The following is an 18,147-nucleotide window of genomic DNA, read 5'->3' on the forward strand; positions in this document are numbered from 1 at the left end:
GGCACCGACTTGGCACCGGTCTGGCACTGGCCTGGCTCCGGCCTGGCACCGACCTGGCTCCGACCTGGCACCGGTCTGGCGCCTTGCCTCAGGGATCCAGTCGCAGCTCCGCCTCCAGCGTTGTGCCCGGCTTGATCTCCAACCACTGCATGTGGACGGGGGCCGAGCCGTCCTCCCGGCGGCGACCCGTGCAGAGCACGTAGCGGCCGGCCGGCAGCTCCAGCGGAAACTCGAGGTGGGAGAGGGGCTGCTGCCAGCCCAGGTCCAGGGCTTCCAAGTGGTCCACGTCCCAGCGCAGCAGGCACCAGTCCTTCAGGCAGCGGGCCTGCATGGAGAGGCTGTCGGCCGCCGCCAGACTCAAGTGGCCGCTGGCCGAGGCCCGGGTCGGACCCGCCGGGCGGAACAGGCGCACAGAGTGCCAGGCGCCCGCCTCCCAGCGCTCCAGCCGGCCGGAGAGCGGATTCGTCCGGGCGACCCGGCCGCGCACGCGGCAGCAACCCAGGTAAAAGCGCTCCAGATCCTCGGCCGTGCCGCCGCCCAATTCCAGCACCTGGGCCGGCGTCAGGGGCGCGCCCAGCCGGTCGCGATCCGGTTCCCGCCGCAGCTCGCGCCGGATCCAGCGCAGCAGAGCCTTGTCCCCACGCGAGTCCCGCAGCCGCGGGTGGCGCTCCAGGAACTCTGTCAGATCAGCGCGCCAGGGACGACAGGCCTCCCCGTCCACCCGCGGCGCCACAACATGTTCCAGCCAGCGCGCCCGGCCCAGACTGTCGCCGGCAGCGGGGGTGTCCAGTCGGGCCAGCGCGGATTCCAGCTCGCACAGGGTCGCCCCGCCGATCTCCACCCGATCCTTGTCGGAACAGGCCTCCAGCACGTCCAAGCGCCGCCGGAGTGCCGCAGGCTCCAGCCGGCTCCAGACGCTGTCCGGCACCCCGCCACTGGCCGGGCCGGCGCTCCGCAACCGGCCGGCCAGGAAGTCCAGCCAGACCCCGGCGTTGCCCCGCGCGCTGAGTAGCTGCGTCCAGACCGCGCCGGGTTCCGCGCCCAGCGTCGCCGAGCTCTCCAGCAGTGGCCGCAGCCCCAGGCTGTCCGGCGCCGCCACTCCGGCGGCATCCAGGGGCGTGCAGGGGCCGCGTGACCAGACCCGCGCCTCGCGCAGCGAGTCCTCCTGCTGCAGGCGTTGTTGGAAGACCTGATCGGCCCGTCGCACGGCGGCCGTGTCCACCAGCCCGCGGGCCACCCCCTCGGCGAAGACCAGGCCCGCGGCGGGCTCGGGTTCCGGCGCGGGCGGCGGCGGCGCATAGTCCACGCGGGCGGGTCCCGTCCAATCAGTCCGCGCGCCCAGCACCAGCCGGGCCTCGGTCTGGGCGGGTTCCACGTGCAGGAGACCCGCCAGTCCCTTGGACCCGGCGCTCACCAGCCAGCTGCCGCGCCCGCAGACCAGTTCCAGCCGTCCTTGCTCGTCTGTGGTTTGCACCAGCGCGGGCATCCAACCGCCGTAGTTGTAGAGGTGGAAGATCACGCGCTGCCCGGGCTGCGGCCGGCCCTTGGCGTCGGTCACCTGCAGGCGCAGGGTCTTCACCGGTCCATAGACCGCCGTGGAGTTGACGCTGGTGGAACGGCCCTCCCGGCGTAGAATGGGTTCGCCGGTCCTTTCCATGGCGCCGTAGGCCTGGCTGACCACCAGCATGGCCCGCCGGGCGGGACCCGTGAACCAGGCCTGGCCCAGCTCCGGCGCGGGCTCGCAGGCCCCGAAGAAGGACCAGGCGCCGTCCGTCCAGACCTCCACCCAGGCGTGGTTGTCGTCCGAGTGGGCCCAGTAGGGCGTGTAGCACTGCCGGGCGGGAATGCCCACGCTGCGCAGCGCGGCGATGGCCAGGATCATCTCCTCCTCGCAGCGCCCGAAGCCCGCGCGGCAGGTGGTCAGCGGATCCTGGTCGCGCCCGTCCGTGGGCCGGTAGGTGGCCTGCTCGTGGCACCAGTGGTTGACCTCCAGGGCGGCAGCGCCCATGTCCAGCCCCTCCAGCCGCGGCGCCAGCTCCGCCAGGAAGCGGGCCCGCCAGCGCGTGAAGGGTTCCTGTGACACACGGGCCGGCAGCACGTAATGGCGCCAGAGCTCTGCCGGCACCCGGGCGCCCCAGGGAAAGCGCTCCCGGGCCTGGTGCGCCAACCGCACATTCTCGCGCAGGTCCTCCGCCTCCAGCTCGGCCAGGTCCGAGAGGGGCAGGTGGGCCAGGAGAAAACGATAGTCGTCACGCGCCGTGCCCCCCAGGCTGGAACTGGGCTCAAGCGGCGCGAACAGCTCCGCCGCCCGGCCGCCGGCGCGCCCGCGCTGCACGGCCAGCAAGGAATCCAGCCCGTCGGCACGTGCCTGTGTCACGCCGATTAGCAGCAGGATCAGCGCCATCCCGCCCGCGCGCTTGATCATCCGACCTCCCTCGGCGGGCGCGTGCCCAGCCACTGCAAATGAAGACTGCGGAGCCGGGCGCCCAACCGCCCCGTCGTCCCGCCCTGTCACACGAACCCCGCCGCTCAGGCCGCCAGCCAGAGGGACAGCAGGCCGCCGCCCAGCACCACCCAATGCACGTCCACCTTGCGCAGTAGGAGCCCAAGCGCCGCCAGCGCCAGCAGTCGGCCCGGCCAGGTCCAGGGGGTCTCCAGCGCGAACCGCAAGGTCACCGCCGCCAGCAGACCCGCAAACGACAACAGCAGGCTGCGGGTGACCTGGCGGAAGTCCGGCCGTCGATTCAGGCGCTGGAACCAGGGTTCGGCCAGGGTCAGCATGAACAGGGACGGCAGGAAGATGCCCGCCGTGGTGGTCAGCGCCCCGGCCCAGCCGGCCACCTGATGGCCGATGAACGTGGCCGTGATCACGATGGGACCCGGCGTCACCTGACCCAGTGTGATGCCGTCCAGGAAGGTGCGCGCCGGCAGCCAGCCCTGCAGCTCCACCACTTCGCGGTAGAGCAGGGGCAGGGCCGCGTAGCCGCCGCCGAAGGCCACCAGGTCCACCTTGACCATGCTGACGAACAGCTGCGCCAGGAGGGGCCGGGTCCAGGTCAGCAGGCCGATCAGGAGCAAGCCCGTTGCGCCCAGGAGCAGGGGCGAACGCCAGGGCGCGCGGCGGGCCGGGCCGGGGGGGACGGGTGCGGTCGGGTCGTCGTAGCGGGAGCGCAGCCAACCCGCCAGCACGGCGAGCAGCAGGATCAGCAGCGGGTGCAGGTTGAAGAAGAACAGCAGGGCCGCGCCGGCGGCCAGCAAGGCATCGGGCACCGACTTCAGGTGACTGCGGCCCAGCATCCAGGCGGCGTGGGCCACCAGCGCCACCACCACCCAGCGCAGCCCCGCCAACAGGGCCAGGCCCGCCGGCAAGGCCAGGGCCTGCCCGTAGCCCAGCGAGAGCACCAGCATCAGCAGGAAGGCTGGCAGCACAAACCCTGCGAAGGCGCAGAGGGCTCCCGTCAGCCCGCGCGTGCGCAGTCCGGTGAAGGCCGCGCACTGCATGGCCGTGGCCCCGGGAATGGCTTGGCACAGCGCCACGCCCTCGCGAAACTCGGCTTCGCTGAGCCAGCCCCGCCGCTCCACGGCCAGGCGGCGGATGTGCACGACCATGGCCGGTCCGCCGAAGGCCACGGCGCCCAGGCGCAGGAATTCCACGAACAGCTGCCAGCGGCGGGGCGACATGAAATCCTCACTTGTCCTGCGGGATTGTCCCGTGTGAACGTGCGCCCGGCCGGCGTCAGAGCAGGCCGCTCAGCCGGCGTCAGAGCAAGCCGCTCAGACGCCGCCAGATCCACTCGCCGGCGATCAGCAGCAGGAGCCCGGCCAGCACCCAGCCTCGACCCGCCAGTTCCCACTGGCGGCCCACCCGCTCCAGCAGTGGGCGCCGCTCCAGGCTGTCCAGCGCCGAACCGTCCGCCAGACGCGCCCGGTCCGCGGGCGCGTCCAGATCCAGCGCCGCCCCGCCCCCGGCCTGGGCCAGCTCGGTGAGCAGGCGCTGGTTGCGCGCTGCGTCCAGGGTCTCGGGGGAGCGCTCTTCCACCAGCACGCGGCCGGAGTCCGCCAGCTGCGGCCGGTCCCCCTGCCGGGCCGTGGCCCGCCAGCTCCAGGCGCCGGCCGGCAGCGCGGGCAGGCCGCCCGCATAGGTTCCCTGGCCCCGGGGCTCCAGCACCAGCCGGCGCGCCAGGCTGTCCGGCCCCTGCAGATCCAGTTCCAGCGTGGCCCCGTCGCGCGGCTCGCCCGTCTCCTCGCGCAGCCGCGCCTGGAAGTTCAGCGGGGCGCCCGCCGGCAGGCTCTCGCGGTCGGGGCGCACCTGCAGCAGGCCCTGGCCCGGCGCGGCCAGCAGCCAGTCCACCAGCCGGCCCGCCAGATCCCGCGCCCGGTGGTTCTCGCCCAGCGAGAGCTGGCTGCCCACGCCCCAGCGCCAGAGGCCCGTGAGCGGCAGCCAGACCCGGCGCAGGCCGGCCTGCTCCTCCACCAGTAGCAGGGGCCGACCCGTCTCGCGGCCCTCAAGCAGCACGCGGGCTCCCGTCTGTCCGCCGCCACGGCGCGTGGCCTGCAGGGGCGGCAGTTCGCCCAGCAGCGCCTGCAACTCGTCCAACCGCTCCTCCGGCCCCAGCAGGGGGTGGACCTGCAGCGCGCGCACGCCCTCCTCCGGTCCCGGATCCGGCGGACCGAGCGCCCGCGCCAGGCCGGGCTGCAGGGCCTCCGGACTGCTGCCCGGGCCGTCCAGCCAGAGCACGGGCACCTGGCGGGCCCGGGCCGCCAGCGCGCGGCCCAGCTCGTCGGCGCCGCCCGCGGGCGGCCAGTGGACCAGCACCAGCAGGCGCGTCTGGGCCAGGGCGCGCAGCAGGGCGGCCCGGTCGGAGCCCGGTCGGGCGGGCATGGCGAAACTGAGCTCGATGTCCGCGCGGGCCTCCAGGGCCGTGCGCAGGAAGGCCAGATCCTGGGAGGGCCGGCCGGCCAGCAGCAGCACGGGCAGCCGGGCCTCTTCCACCCGCACCTGGAGGGCGCGGCGGTTGTTCTGGTCGCTGGCCTCGCCGCCGCCAAGCAGCAGGGCCTCCACCTGCAGCAGGCGGTTGCCCGCCTGGCGGGGCGTCCAGCCCAGTTCCACGCGCAGGGGCGCGCCCTCCGCCGGCAGCGTCACGCGCCGGCGCAGCTGCTCGCGGCCTTCCTCGCGCAACACCAGCTCGGCTGCGCGGCCGGCCAGACCCGCCGCGTCCAGCTCCACCTCCAGCGGCTGCTCGCGGCCCAGCCGCGCGTGGGCGTTGGCCTCCACGTGGCGCAGCACCAGATCCGCCCGAGGCGTGCGGCGGCCGGTCCCCGCGGTCCAGACCCGCGTCTCCAGCCGGCGGACCCGCTCCAGCGGCCAGGCGCCGCGCGTGGGGTTGCCGTCGCCCACCAACAGCAGTCCGGTCCAATGCCGGCCTTGCAGCGCGCGCTCCACGCCCTGCAGCGCGCCGTCCAGGTCCGTCTCCACCCCGTCGCCGGGCAGGACGGGTTCCTGGTCCCCGGCCAATTCACGCAGGCCGTCGTCGTAGGCGAAGACGCGCACGGCCATACCGTCCAGCGCGCCGCCCAGCCCGGGCAGCCAATCCCGATGGTCTAGCCGGCCCTGCAGGAAAGTCAGGCTGGCCGAGTTGTCCAGCAGCACGGCCAGCTCCGCCGGCCGGCGCTCCACCTGACTCCAGCGCAGGCGCGGACCGCAGAGCAGGACGAGCAGGGCCGTCCAGAGCGCCACGCGCAAGCCCGCCAGCCAGCGGGCCAGCCGGGGCGCGGGCTCGGGGCGCGTGCTGCGCAGGCTCCAGATGGTGAACCAGACGGCGGCCGGCCAGAGCAGCAGGGGCCACCAGCGGGCCAGATCCAGGGCGGGGTCGGTCATGCGGGGTCGCTTTCTTCCGCGCCGCGGGAGGCCTGCTCCAGATCGAAGCGCGGGGTGGCATCCAGGTCCAGGGGGCTGCGCTCGCCGCGCAGCAGGCGGCCGTGGGCGGCCCGGGCGATCATTACGGCGTTGTCCGTGCACCAGGCCAGCGGCGGCAGGGCCAGCGCCAGGCCCGCGTCGGCACAGGCGGCCTCCAGCTGGGCGCGCAGCCGCCGGTTGGCCGCCACGCCGCCGGCCAGCACCAGCTGCCGCGAGCCCAGTTCCCGGGCGGCGCGCAGGGTGCGGTGGACCAGCTGGTCGCAGACGGCCTGCTCGAAGGAGGCGCAGATGTCCGCCAGGTGCGCCTGCCGCCACTCCCCGCTCTGGGCCCGCAGGGAATGCAGCACGGCGGTCTTGAGGCCGGAAAAGCTGAAGTCCAGACCCGCCCGGCCCGCCAGGGCCCGCGGGTAGTCCAGGAAGGCCGGATCCCCGCTCTCCGCCGCGCGGCCGATGGCCGGTCCGCCCGGCCAGCCCAGGCCCAACAGCTTGGCGACCTTGTCGAAGGCCTCGCCCGCCGCGTCGTCCAGGGTTTGGCCCACGATGCGGAAGCGGCGCGGGCCGGACATCTCCACCAATTGGGTGTGACCGCCGGAGATCACCAGCACCAGCGCGGGCAGGGCCGGCTCCTCCTCCCCCACGAAGTTGGCGTAGATGTGCCCTTCCATGTGATTCACGCCCAGGAAGGGCAGGTGGCGGGCATAGGCCAGGGCCTTGGCGAAGTGGAAGCCCACCAGCAGGCTGCCCGGCAAGCCCGGACCGCGGGTGGCGGCCACGCCTTCCAACTCCCCGACCTCCAGACCCGCCTCAGCCAGGGCCCGGCGCACCACGGCGGGCACCACGCGCAGGTGCTCGCGGCTGGCCAGCTCCGGCACGACGCCGCCCCACTGGGTGTGGATCAATTGGGTGGAGACCACGCTGGAGCGGACCTGCTGGCCGTCGATCACCGCGGCCGCGCTCTCGTCGCAGCTGCTCTCGATGCCCAGCAGGATCATGGCGCGGGCGGCGGCGCGGCGCCTTCCAGGCTGTCGCGGCGCTGGGTTGCGGGGGCCTTCTGGGCGCGGCGGCCCACGATGCGGAAGAGCGGCGGTTCCGGGTTGGTCCAGCTGAAGCCCGGCGGCAGGATGATCCGGCAGGGCATCTGGGTCTGGCCGGGCCGCAGGCGCGCGCCCTCCAGCAGGGCCACGATGCGCTCCTTCTCCAGGCCGGCCAGCGCTTCTTCGCCGCCCACGATGGTCAGGTCCAGACTGCGCGGCCGCACGGAGAGCGGCGCGGGCAGGTCCACCACGCGCAGCGGGATGCCCGAGTAGCGCCGTTCCGCCCGGCGCTGCAGCGTGGCGCTCAGCCGCACGTGGCCCACATCCAGCTGCACCGAGGGCGCGGGGGCCACCAGGGCCAGCTCCTCGGCCACGTCGCGCTTGCGGCCCTTGAGGTCCACGGGCTCGGTCTCGATGAAGCTCAGGGTGTCCAACACGCTGCGCGGACCGGTCAACTTGACCACGTCCGGCTCCAGGACAGGGTCGCCGGTCAGCACGAAGCCCTCCGCCGGCTCCAGGCTGCCGGCCAGCCGCACAGGCAGGCGCCGGGTCTCCAGCCGGTCCACGTCCAGCCGCAGCAGGGCGGGGAAAACCGAGACCACGCTCAAGTCCACCGCGCCTTCCAGTTCCAGATGCTTGCCGGAGAGCGGAACGTTGTCGCCGCCGCGGCCGCCCTCCACCACGCAGCGCCCTGTGCCGAACAGGGCGAAGACCAGCAGGTTGCGCCCGCGGCCCTTGAGCAGCACCTGCACGTGGCTGGGCGGATTCTCCGCCAGGGTGCGGCCGGAGGGCAGCTCCAGCTGCACGTCCAGCGGCAGGGAGAACTCGATCTCCATCTCCTGGCTGGTGTGGACGAAAAACCAGCACACGCCCGCCAGCAGGAGCAGCACGAGCTTCACCTGCAGGTGGCTGGTCAGTCCGGCGAGGAGTTTGTTGAGTCGGCCCATCAGCTTCATCAGGCGCTTCCCGTTCGTGTGGCATGAAGTAAACAAACCGCGCCGGCCGGATCAGCGGCGCCAGAAGTGGCGGCTGAACAGCACCAGGATGGTGAGGAACTCGAGCCGGCCCAGCAGCATGTCGGCGGTGAGCAGCAGGGTGCCCGCGTCGCTCAGGCAGCTGAAGTTGCCCGCCGGCCCCACGCGCCCCAGGCCCGGTCCGGCGTTGGAAAGGCAGGCCACCACGCCGGCCGCCGCCTCGTCGAAGGGGCTGCCCATCCAGCCCAGCAGCAGGCTGCTCACGCCCCACGTGGCGAAGTAGAAGGTCACGCAGGCCAGCACGTCCAGCATCAGGTCCGGGCTCACCGCCCGCCGATTGAAGCGGATGGGCGTGACCGCGCGGGGCTGGAAGGTCCGGCGCAGGGACTGGCGCAGCATGGCCAGGATCATCCCGAAGCGCACGGTCTTGATGCCCCCCGCGGTGGAGCCGGCCATCCCGCCCACCACCATCAGGCCCACCAGGGACATCCGCGCGAAGCTGGGCCAGAGGTCGAAATTCTCCGTGGCGAAGCCCGTGCAGGTCATCAGCGAGCCCACCTGGAACGCCGATCCCAGCAGGGCGTGGCCCACGCTCCAACCCTGCTGCAGGACCAGCACCAGCGCGATGGCCAGGCTGAAGCCGAAGAACAGGGTCAGGTAGAGGCGCAGATCCGAGTCCCCCAGCACGCCGCGCCAGTCCCGGCGCCGCACCAGCAGGTGGTAGAGGGCGAAGTTGATCCCCGAGAGCACCATGAAGGCCGTGATCGTGATGTGGATGGCCGGGCTGGCGTACCAGGCGATGGACGTGTCCTTGGTGGAGAAGCCGCCGGTCGCGATGGTGCCGAAACTGTGGGCCCAGCTGTCGTAGAAGTCCATCCCGAAGGCCCAGAGCAGCAGGGCGCAGGCCACGGTGAGCAGGATGTAGATCAGGTAGAGGATGCGCGCCGTGTCCTTGAGGCGCGGCGTCAGCTTCTCCGCGATGGGCCCCGTGGCCTCGGCGCGGAACAGCGACAGCCCGCCGGCCCCCAGCATGGGCAGCAGGATCAGCGTGAACAGCACGATCCCCAGCCCGCCGATCCAGTGTGTGAAGCAGCGCCACATGCCCACGCCGTGGGTCAGGCCCTCCGGGTGGCCCAGGATGCTGGCCCCGGTGGTGGTGAAGCCGCTCATGGACTCGAACAGCGCGTCCACGAAATGGGGAATCTGGCCGGAGAGCAGGAAGGGCAGGGTGCCGAACAGCGCCATCAGCAGCCAGCTGAAGGCCACCACCACGAAGCTCTCGCGGCTGCTGAGCTCGCCGTGGCCCCGCCGCAGCGCCACCAGCACGGCCAGTCCCCCCGTCGCCGCCGTGAGCAGCGCGCTGCCCAGCAGGGCCGGACGGTCGCCCTCGCCGGGATAGGCCAGGCTGACCAGCAGGGGGAAGAGCATCAGGCCGCCCAGGCTGATCAGCACCCAGCCCAGCACGCGGCTGATCCGGAAGGGGTTCATGCGCGGGGACTCCCGTCCTCTCGGCCGGCCGGGGATCCGCCGGCGGCGGGCTTAACCGAAGAAGGCTTCCAGCACATTCAACCGCTCCTCCAGGGTGACCACGATCACCTGATCGCCGCCCTCCAGCACGTCCTTGCCCTGGGGGACGAAGGCCGCGCCGCGGCGCTGCACGCCCGCCAGCAGGCAGTGCTCGGGGAAGCGCAGCTGGGCGACGGCCCGGCCCGCCAGGGGGCCGGCCGGATCGACGCGGAAGGTGGCCACCAGGGCGCCCGTGCCCGGCAGCGTCTGGCGCTGCTGCAGCTGGCCCACCCGGATGTAGCGCAGGATCTCCTGGGCGGCGATCAGCCGCTCGTTGATGCCCACGTCCAGGCCGATGGTCTTGACAATGGGCATGTAGTCCGCGCGCCGCACCAGCGTGATGGTCCGCTTCACGCCCAGGTGCTTGGCCACCAGGCAGGTGATGATGTTGTTCTCCTCGTCGCCCGTCAGGCTGAGCATCACGTCCATGTCGCCCAGGGCGTGCTGGGCCATGGTGTCGATCTCCTTGCCGTCGGCGGCGAAGATGTCGATGCGCGGCAGGCGCTCGGCCAGGTCGTAGTCGGAGATCCAGTTGTCCGTGCCCGTGGTGAACAGCTTGACGTTCATGCTGCCCAGTTTCTGGAGGTCCTCGGCCACGGCCACGGCGATGCGCGTCGAGCCCAGGATCATCACGTGGCGGCTGGCCACGTCGTGGATCCCGGTCATGCGAAAGATCTCCACGGTGTCCCGGGCGCGCACGGCGAAGGTGGCCGTGTCCCCGGCCCGCAGCACGTCCTCGCCGCCGGGAATGGAGGTGACGCCGCCCGAAACCCGGGCCACGATGCGGAAGCTCACCCGGTCGAACTTCTGGGCCAGCTTGAGCAGGCTGCGCCCGTCCAGCGGTCCGCCGGCCTCCACGGGCAGGGAGATCATCCGCACCTGGCCGCCCAGGAATTCGCTGTAGTCGCGGACGGAGGCGTGCAGCAGCAGGTCGAGGATCGCCTTGCCCGCCGCCTTCTCCGGGTTGACGGTCAGGGTGGCCTGGCCCAGGCGCTTGATCTCCTCGGCCAGCTCGTCGCTGCGGATCCGGGCGATGCGGTTGCTCACGCCCAGGCGCTCGGCGGCCATGCAGGCCAGCAGGTTGATCTCGTCGATGTTGGTGGCGGCCACCACGTAGTCGGCTCCGCGGGCGCCGGCCTTCTCCAGCGTGTGCTGCAGCGTGCCGCTGCCCTGCACCACGGCGATGTCCAGGCTGTCGGCGAGCTCCTGCAGGCGCTCGCCGTTCTGGTCCACCACGGTGATGTCCACCTGGGTTTCGCGGCTGAGCACGCGGGCCAGGAAGCCGCCCACATCCCCGGCGCCAACGATGATGATTCTCATGCGGGGCCGTGGTTGACGCAGCAGGACCCGAGGCAGCCGGCCTCGCCCAGCAGGCCCGCCGCGCGCTCCGCGCAGCGGCCGCAGGAGTGGGTCGACGTTGAAGCGGGGGCGGCGGGTTCCTCCGCCGCCGCGGGGGCCGAATCCAGCAGGCGGGAGAGCAGACGCTCCCGGCCGCGTTCCTCGGCCTGGGCCAGGGCTTCCAGACAGGCCCGGGGCTCGGAACTCAGGCAGACCAGGTGTTCGCCGGCGCGCAGCACCACTCCGCCGCCCGGCAGGCTGCCGGGCTCCTCCGCCGAGGCGGCCAGGCGCACGCCGCCCGCGCCCAGCGCGTAGAGCAGGCGCACGGGACAGGCGGCCCGCTCGGGGGCGCGCTGCCGGCCGTGGCCCAGCAGACGGCGCAGGCTGGCGCGCAGGCCCTCCTCCAGCCGGTCCTCCTGGAAGGCCAGCAGGCCGCCGTCGTGCGTGCGCCAGAGCAGCCCGGCGCGCGCCGGCAGCACGGCCGCGCAGGCGGGGCCTTCCAGCAGGCGGCGGGCTTCTTCCCGGCAATGGGCGGCGGTCATCTCAACCTCTTCCGGTCGACTGGATTCGACGATCTGGCGAAACCTCTAGCCGATGCGCTCCAGGTCCCGCAGGTAGGGCTTCAGCGCCTCCGGGACGCGGATGCTTCCGTCGGGCTCCTGATAGGTCTCCAGCAGGGCCACGATCAGCCGGCTGGTAGCCAGGCCGCTGCCGTTCAGCGTGTGCAGGAACTGCGGCTTGCCGCCCTTGTCCTTGAAGCGCATGTTGCCGCGCCGGGCCTGGAAATCCGTGAACGTGCTGCAGCTGCTGCACTCCAGGTATTTGTTCTCCGCCGGGCTCCAGACCTCCAGGTCATAGGTGCGGGCGCTGGCGAAGGAGAGGTCCCCCGTGCAGAGGGCCAGCACGCGGTAGTGCAGGCCCAGCCGGCGCAGCACCTCCTCGGCGTGGCCGCGCAGACGCTTCAGCGCGGCGTCGCTCTCCTCCGGCCGCACGAACTGCACCAGCTCCACCTTGTTGAACTGGTGCACGCGCAGGAAGCCGCGCACGTCGCGCCCGTAGCTGCCCGCCTCCCGGCGGAAACAGGCGCTGTAGCCCGCGTAGCGCACGGGCAGGTCCTCGCCGGCCAGCACCTCGTCCCGGTGCAGGTTGGTGATGGGCACCTCCGCCGTGGGGATGGCGAACAGGTCGTCCTTCACCGCGTGATACATGTCCTCTTCCATCTTGGGCAGCTGGCCCGTGGCGGTCATGCTCTCGCGGTTGGCGAAGAAGGGCGGGAACACTTCGGTGTAGCCGTGCTCCAGGGTCTGCAGGTCCAGCATGAAGTTGATGATCGCCCGCTCCAGCCGCGCGCCCAGGCCCTTGTAGACCGGGAAGCCGCTGCCGGCGATCTTGGCGCCGCGCGGGAAGTCCAGGATGTCCAGCGTCTCGCCCAGCTCCAGGTGGCTCTTGGGCGGATAGGCGAACTCCGGCTTGACGCCCCACTCGCCCACGACCACGTTTTCGCGCTCGTCGCGGCCCACGGGAGTCTCCGGGTGCGGCAGGTTGGGCAGCCGCATCAGCAGGTGCTGCTGGCCCTCGTCCACTTCCTTCAGGTCGGCGTCGATGGCCTTGATCCGCTCGCCCACCGCGCGCATGGCCGCGATGCGCTCCGCGGCGTCCTGCCCCTGCTTCTGCAGGTCGGCGATGGCCCGGGACTCCGTGTTGCGCGTGGCCTTGAGCTGCTCGCTCTCGTGCAGCAGCTGCAGACGGCGGGCGTCCAAGGCGAGGATCTCGCCCAGATCGAGGGTGGGGTTCTTGGTCCGCAAAGCGGCCAGCACGGCTTCGGGGGCTTCGCGGATGCGGCGCAAATCCAGCATGGGGGCGTCCTCGGGCAAAGCGACGGCCGGAAGCGGACCATCCGCCCCGGCCGTGGCATGTCGTCTGAACTGAAGGTCGAAACTCAGTCGGGCAGTTCCAAGCCGGCGAAGGCTCAGGCGCCCAGCTCGAACTGGTCCACCAGCGTGCGCAGCTGCTGGACCTGGCTGAACAGCACGTCCGCCGCGCTGGCGCTCTCCTCGGCCGTGGCCGCCGTGTTCTGGGTCACCTGGTCGATCTGTCCCAGCGCCTCGGTGATCTGCTGCACGCCGCCGGCCTGGTCCTGGCTGGCCCGGCTGATGTCCGCGGCCAGCGTGCTCATCCGGGCCACGCCCTCCACGATGTGCTGCAGAGCCTCCGCCGTCTCCCGGGCGATGGAGCTGCCGCGCTCCACGCGCTCGATGGAGCCGGAGATCAGCTCGCCCGTCTCCGCCGCGGCCTTGGCGCTGCGCTGGGCCAGGCTGCGCACCTCCTCGGCCACCACGGCGAAGCCGCGTCCGTGGGCGCCCGCCCGGGCCGCCTCCACCGCGGCGTTCAGGCTGAGCAGGTTGGTCTGGAAGGCGATCTCGTCGATGGCCTTGATGATCTTCGAGATCTGTCGGGCGCTCTCGTTGATCTCCTGCATGGATTCCAGCATGCGGCCCATCTGCTGGTCGCCGCGCTTGGCGTGGTCCTGCACTTCGTTGGAGAGCTTGGTGGCCAGGCCGGCGTCCGCCGCGTTGCGCTGGGTCTGGGAGGCCATGTCCGAGAGCGAGCTGTGGATCTCCTCCAGGGCCGCGGCCTGCTGGGTGGCGTCCTCGGACAGGCTGCGGCTGAAGCCCGAGACCTGCTCGGCCCCGCTGCCCACCTGGTCCACGGTGTCGGCCACCTGGCCCAGGGCCTCGTCCAGGTTGCCCACGGCCATGTTGAAGGCCTGCTTGATCAGGTTGTGGTCGCCCTTGTACTCGGCCAGCACGCGGGCACCCAGATCCCGCCGGGCCACCCGGTCCAGGGCCTTGGCCGTGTCGGAGATGGGCGCCACCAGGGCGTCCAGCATCTCGTTGACCGCCGTGACGAACTCGCGCACGTCGCCCTGGTAAGCGCTCGGATCCACCCGGTGGTCGAGCTTGCCGTCCTTGGCGGACTGCACCAGATCGCGGATCAGGCCCTTCATGGTCTCTGACTGCTGGCGCTTCAGGGCCTCGATGGTGCCCGCGCGACTGTCGGTCATGGCCTTGGAGACCAGCGCGATATCCACCTGGATGATCCGCGAGAGCGCCTCCTCGAAGCGGGCCAGCTCCTCCGGCAGGGCGCCGGCCAGGTTGACCACCTTGAGCATGTGGCGCTTGACCAATTCGTACATGCCCACGTACCAATTGGCGTCCAGGTCGATGCGGTCGTGGGCCTGGCCCACGCGCTCCCGGTAGCTCAGGTATTCGTCGTCGATGCGCCCCTCGAACAGGCTGAGCAGGTAGCGGGTCAGCATGGGCCGCTGGCGCTCCACCGTGGTGTGCCTGTCCAGGATGCTGCGCGGGCCGCTGTGGCGCTTGATGTGGTCGTAGAACTGGTCCACCAGGTCGTCCATGGAGCCCTGGCACTCATGCTTCCACGCGGCGATGACGCCCAGGTCGTCCACGCTCAGACCCTGGTAGCGCATGCGCTCCAGGTCCTCCGGGCGGCTGAGGCGGAACTCGCCGGGCTGCACGGCGCGCGGCGGGCGCTTGGGCTCCAGGGGCACCACCAGGGCTTCGGCCACGCTGGATTTTCTCCACAGACTCATGCTTCCTCCTCCGGCCTGCGCACAGGGTCTCGCCGCCGGGCCTCCGCCCGGTTCTCCGTCCTGTTATCGGACCTGCGGGGTGGGGAATTCAGCGGGGCCCGGCGCGCATCCCGCCCGCCTGTTCCCACCGGGCGGTGAGCAAGAAAACAGCCCCGGCGCGCGGGGCGGCGGGGCTGGAGAATGCGCGGCGGTCCCGGGGAGCGGCTCCGGGCGATCGATGGACAAATCAGTAGTCGCTGGTCATGATCATCAGCGGTTTGGCCTCGAAGCGCTCGTAGACGGGGCGCAGCCGGTCCGTGGAGTAGAACTTGGCCACGTCCACCAGCTTTTTGCTGGCCGTGACCACGCCGATGGGCACGTGGTCGTAACGGCCGTTGCGCACGCAGATCAGCCGGCCGTCGCTGCCGTCGAGGATCAGGTCCATGGCCAGGTTGCCGAAGGCCATGGGCACGATGGAATCCGTGGCGTCCGGATCCCCGCAGCGCACCATGTAGCCCAGGCGCTGATTGATCACGTTGATCCGCCGTCCCTGGTTGTACTTGACGGACAGCTCCTTCAGCTTGGCGCTGACCAGGTCGCCGATCCCGCCCAGCTTCTTGTGCCCGAACATGTCCTGCTCGTGGTTCTCGTAGGCCATCTCCTCCATGCCCTGGAAGCGCGCGCCTTCGCTCACCAGCACGACGCTGTACTTGGAGGGGTTGGAGAAGCGGTCGGCGGTCATCAGTTCGCAGAGCCGCTCGATGTCGAACAGGTGTTCGGGGATGACGCAGCGGTTGGCCGCGCCGGCCATGGTGGGCAGCAGGGCCGTGTAGCCCGCGTAGCGCCCGAAGACTTCCAGCACCAGGAAGCGCTCATGGCTGCCCGCGCTGGTGCGCAGGGCGTGGGTCAGTTCGATGGTGCGCGTGACGCAGGTGGAAAAGCCGATGCAGTAGTCCGTGCCCGGGACGTCGTTGTCCATGGTCTTGGGGATGGCCAGGACCTTGACACCCTCTTTCTGCAGCCGCACGCCGTAGGAGAGGGTGTCGTCGCCGCCGATGGGCACCAGGTGGTCGATGCCCAGCCAGTTCAGGTTGGCCAGGACCTCGGGGGTCAGGTCGTTGACCTCGGCGCCGTAGCTGGCCAGCAGGTGCTCGGGCACGTTGGCCTTGGGCACGTGGCTGGGCCGGGTGCGCGAGGTGTGCAGGAAGGTCCCGCCCGTGCGCCCCACCTTGTTGACGATGTTCTCCGTCAGCTCGACGATGTTCTCGCTGTTATCGGCGGCGGCGTCCCGCTGCAGTTCGATCAGGCCCGCCCAGCCCCGCCGGATGCCCAGCACGCGGTAGCCTTCCCGCAGGGCCCGCACGGTCAGGGCGCGGATGGCCGGGTTCAGCCCCGGCACGTCGCCGCCGCCCGTCAGGATGCCGATGGTGCCGCGCTTGGTCTTGATGTTCGCCATGTGGATCTCCCGTTGAACGCCCCCAAGGTAAGGGACGGGAAACAGCGAAAGGAGGCGACCGGCGCGGGGACATCAGGAGAACCGACCACAGAGACACAGAGGACACAGAGGACACAGATCTCGGAACGGGCGGAGCGGCTGGGGAGCTGAGGCGAAGCCACCTCCCTTCCCCCTCGCCCCGAGGGGGAAGGCGCCGCAAAGCGGCGGGGGATGGGGGCTTAGACTTGACAGGTGCTGCACCTGACCTTGGGCTCAGCGCAGCAGGGTGATGACTCGACTCTCCGTCCTGCCGCCTGCCTCCAGCTGCACCACGTAGAGGCCGCTGGCCACGTGCTTGCCCTGGAAGGGGAAGAGGTGCGTGCCGGCGGGCAGGATCCCATTCGCCAGCACGGTCACCTCTTGACCCAGCAGGTTGTGCACACTTAGGCGAACTGGAATGGGACGTGCCAGGGTGAGGGGAATCCGTGTCACGGGATTGAAGGGGTTGGGCCAGGGCGCGCCCAGATGGAAGCCTGTGGGGCGGGCCTGGGCGGTCCAGGCCGGGAGCGCCACCCACGCCGTGTCGGTCTGGACGGCCAACGGCCCCCCGAACAAGCCCATGTCATTGCGGCGCGTGCCCAGGGCGGGAAAGAGCGCCCTGCCCGGCACGGCCGGATCCTCCGGGTCCTCGAACTCGGGGCCGGGGTTGCCCGCGTCCACACAGGGCGAGGCCACCGACAGGAAGGGCGCGCCAAGCAGTGGGTCGAACTGGGGATCCACATCCACCAGACAGTTGCTTTGCAGGGCCATGGGTTCAGGAAGCAAACTGTGGCGGTACACACCGGGCAGGGGAAGCAGATCAATGGGCGCATCGGGTAACAAATACCAGCCCGATGGTTCCGCTTCAAACTGGTCCACGGTGTTGTTCCAGAACAGACAGCCATCGAACACGATGCGCCCGGATTCACCGTATTCACCCCAGTCGAACCATGAGGCACCAGGAAGCACCAAGCCGGGCAGATTGCAGTTCATGAACACGCTGTTGCGAACATAAGTGGTGTCGCCGGTATTCGCGGCAAAGGCCACTTGCTCGGATTCGAAAGTGGTGGGCAGGTTCGAATGGATCCCGTCAAACAGGCAATTGGTGATTCGGCTACGAATACCCCGGAAGTACAGAGCCCTCCGAGATAGATTGCGGAACACGGTATTTTCGACGACGAAATTATCGCTACCACCGTCAACGGGGTGGTGACCCACAGAGACACCCCCCTCGTCGTTTCCTTCAAACAGGCAGTTTTGGATAGAAAATGTGGAATTGTCATAGAGTTCCAGATCGAAGTACAAGAAACTGCCAATGTTGGTATCGACCCAGTACGTATCCGTGCTATTCTCCCGCCAAGGATACTCAGGGTTCAAGTTCCGATACCGATTGTTGCGAAAGACGCAGTTTTGCAAATGGTAGCTGCGGCGGTTGTAGGATTCTACCCGAATGCCCCAGCCCTGCACGCCCTCGATGGGGCGGGTGATGGTGCTGTAGTCCCGCAGGTCAATGACGTCGTTGTCTTCGAACACACAGTCCACCATGGCGTTGCCGGGAGACCCCTCCCCAACCTTTTGCAGGAGCAATACCTGATGAAATGTGCTGGTGGGATCGGGATCCGAAGGATTCGGTGCATAGATGAAGCGATTGCGGCGAAACGTTGAATGGCGCAGCTCCCCCGGTCTAATCATAAACAGAGCGTTGAATATGTTGAACGCTTGCTCCCCCACGTAGGTGCTATCACCAATCAAGCAGTCTTCCACCGTCACATGCTGGACCAAACAACTCGGAGCAGATATTGTAGCGCCCGCACAACGGGCCACAGTAGCCCGGTTTCGAAGGAAACACAGGCTGTCGATATCGGCAACACTATAGGCGCCCAGTTCCACTCCTCTCGAATAATCATCGTCAGTGAAGCCCGTTCCCCATTGATGGTTGTCTGTACACACTATGTTGCGTGCATGAAGATACGACGAGCTGGAAATGGTCAACAAGGGATCCACGCGCCATGAATTATTGCGGAAGTAGATATCATGAACGTTCACATAGCCGATATCCAAAGGGTTATTGGTGCCAATTATCACACTTGTCACAACAGTCTGATTCTCGATTACGATATCGCTTGCATCACTGCTGTCCGGTTGAGCCGCCCGGAGTTTATCGTAGCGCCAGTGCTGGAGCGGGCTGCGGGCGAGTTTTACTTGGTGTCGATTTGAACTGAGGTGGCCAGTTCGTGTGTAGCTTCCCGGGA

The 18,147-nt window shown here is 70.1% G+C and carries 12 protein-coding genes; all 12 read right to left on the minus strand.

Annotated features, from left to right (window positions below):
• Window positions 1-88: 88 nt before the first annotated feature.
• Window positions 89-2,425, minus strand: a complete 2,337-nt coding sequence (locus WC326_11675; protein ID MFA7331720.1) for a transglutaminase-like domain-containing protein — start codon at window positions 2,423-2,425, stop codon at window positions 89-91.
• 104 nt (window positions 2,426-2,529) lie between these two features.
• Window positions 2,530-3,681 carry a chromate efflux transporter gene (gene chrA / locus WC326_11680; GenBank protein MFA7331721.1) on the minus strand — a complete coding sequence of 384 codons (1,152 nt, stop codon included), beginning with the start codon at window positions 3,679-3,681 and terminating at the stop codon, window positions 2,530-2,532.
• A gap of 79 nt (window positions 3,682-3,760) precedes the next feature.
• The gene (locus WC326_11685) at window positions 3,761-5,878 is read right to left on the minus strand and encodes a hypothetical protein (GenBank protein MFA7331722.1); all 2,118 of its coding nucleotides are present in this window, start codon (window positions 5,876-5,878) and stop codon (window positions 3,761-3,763) included.
• Window positions 5,875-6,909, minus strand: a complete 1,035-nt coding sequence (tsaD, locus tag WC326_11690) for a tRNA (adenosine(37)-N6)-threonylcarbamoyltransferase complex transferase subunit TsaD (protein MFA7331723.1) — start codon at window positions 6,907-6,909, stop codon at window positions 5,875-5,877. Before tsaD ends, WC326_11685 begins: the two co-directional genes overlap by 4 nt.
• Window positions 6,906-7,907, minus strand: a complete 1,002-nt coding sequence (locus WC326_11695; protein MFA7331724.1) for a YbbR-like domain-containing protein — start codon at window positions 7,905-7,907, stop codon at window positions 6,906-6,908. Before WC326_11695 ends, tsaD begins: the two co-directional genes overlap by 4 nt.
• 51 nt (window positions 7,908-7,958) lie before the next feature.
• Window positions 7,959-9,413 carry a TrkH family potassium uptake protein gene (locus WC326_11700; GenBank protein ID MFA7331725.1) on the minus strand — a complete coding sequence of 485 codons (1,455 nt, stop codon included), beginning with the start codon at window positions 9,411-9,413 and terminating at the stop codon, window positions 7,959-7,961.
• A gap of 51 nt (window positions 9,414-9,464) precedes the next feature.
• The gene (trkA, locus tag WC326_11705; GenBank protein MFA7331726.1) at window positions 9,465-10,811 is read right to left on the minus strand and encodes a Trk system potassium transporter TrkA; all 1,347 of its coding nucleotides are present in this window, start codon (window positions 10,809-10,811) and stop codon (window positions 9,465-9,467) included.
• Window positions 10,808-11,371, minus strand: a complete 564-nt coding sequence (locus tag WC326_11710; protein MFA7331727.1) for a hypothetical protein — start codon at window positions 11,369-11,371, stop codon at window positions 10,808-10,810. The genes trkA and WC326_11710 overlap by 4 nt, the downstream gene beginning before the upstream one ends.
• A gap of 45 nt (window positions 11,372-11,416) precedes the next feature.
• Window positions 11,417-12,685, minus strand: coding sequence for a serine--tRNA ligase (gene serS, locus WC326_11715; GenBank protein ID MFA7331728.1), 1,269 nt, complete (start codon window positions 12,683-12,685; stop codon window positions 11,417-11,419).
• A 113-nt stretch (window positions 12,686-12,798) separates the two neighbouring features.
• The gene (locus WC326_11720; GenBank protein MFA7331729.1) at window positions 12,799-14,442 is read right to left on the minus strand and encodes a methyl-accepting chemotaxis protein; all 1,644 of its coding nucleotides are present in this window, start codon (window positions 14,440-14,442) and stop codon (window positions 12,799-12,801) included.
• A 226-nt stretch (window positions 14,443-14,668) separates the two neighbouring features.
• Complete coding sequence (locus WC326_11725) at window positions 14,669-15,877, minus strand: 6-phosphofructokinase (GenBank protein ID MFA7331730.1); 1,209 nt, start codon at window positions 15,875-15,877, stop codon at window positions 14,669-14,671.
• 252 nt (window positions 15,878-16,129) lie between these two features.
• The coding region (locus WC326_11730; GenBank protein ID MFA7331731.1) for a right-handed parallel beta-helix repeat-containing protein at window positions 16,130-18,147 on the minus strand (2,018 nt) is incomplete at its 5' end.

The organism is Candidatus Delongbacteria bacterium (assembly GCA_041675285.1).
In the GTDB taxonomy this organism is placed as follows: Bacteria; CAIWAD01; CAIWAD01; order CAIWAD01; family CAIWAD01; genus CAIWAD01.

Coding starts and splice junctions, on each gene's coding strand:
- WC326_11675 (MFA7331720.1), bottom strand. CDS start 2,425: ATGATCAAGCGCGCGGGCGGGATGGCGCTGATCCTGCTGCTAATCGGC.
- chrA (MFA7331721.1), bottom strand. CDS start 3,681: ATGTCGCCCCGCCGCTGGCAGCTGTTCGTGGAATTCCTGCGCCTGGGC.
- WC326_11685 (MFA7331722.1), bottom strand. CDS start 5,878: ATGACCGACCCCGCCCTGGATCTGGCCCGCTGGTGGCCCCTGCTGCTC.
- tsaD (MFA7331723.1), bottom strand. CDS start 6,909: ATGATCCTGCTGGGCATCGAGAGCAGCTGCGACGAGAGCGCGGCCGCG.
- WC326_11695 (MFA7331724.1), bottom strand. CDS start 7,907: ATGAAGCTGATGGGCCGACTCAACAAACTCCTCGCCGGACTGACCAGC.
- WC326_11700 (MFA7331725.1), bottom strand. CDS start 9,413: ATGAACCCCTTCCGGATCAGCCGCGTGCTGGGCTGGGTGCTGATCAGC.
- trkA (MFA7331726.1), bottom strand. CDS start 10,811: ATGAGAATCATCATCGTTGGCGCCGGGGATGTGGGCGGCTTCCTGGCC.
- WC326_11710 (MFA7331727.1), bottom strand. CDS start 11,371: ATGACCGCCGCCCATTGCCGGGAAGAAGCCCGCCGCCTGCTGGAAGGC.
- serS (MFA7331728.1), bottom strand. CDS start 12,685: ATGCTGGATTTGCGCCGCATCCGCGAAGCCCCCGAAGCCGTGCTGGCC.
- WC326_11720 (MFA7331729.1), bottom strand. CDS start 14,442: ATGAGTCTGTGGAGAAAATCCAGCGTGGCCGAAGCCCTGGTGGTGCCC.
- WC326_11725 (MFA7331730.1), bottom strand. CDS start 15,877: ATGGCGAACATCAAGACCAAGCGCGGCACCATCGGCATCCTGACGGGC.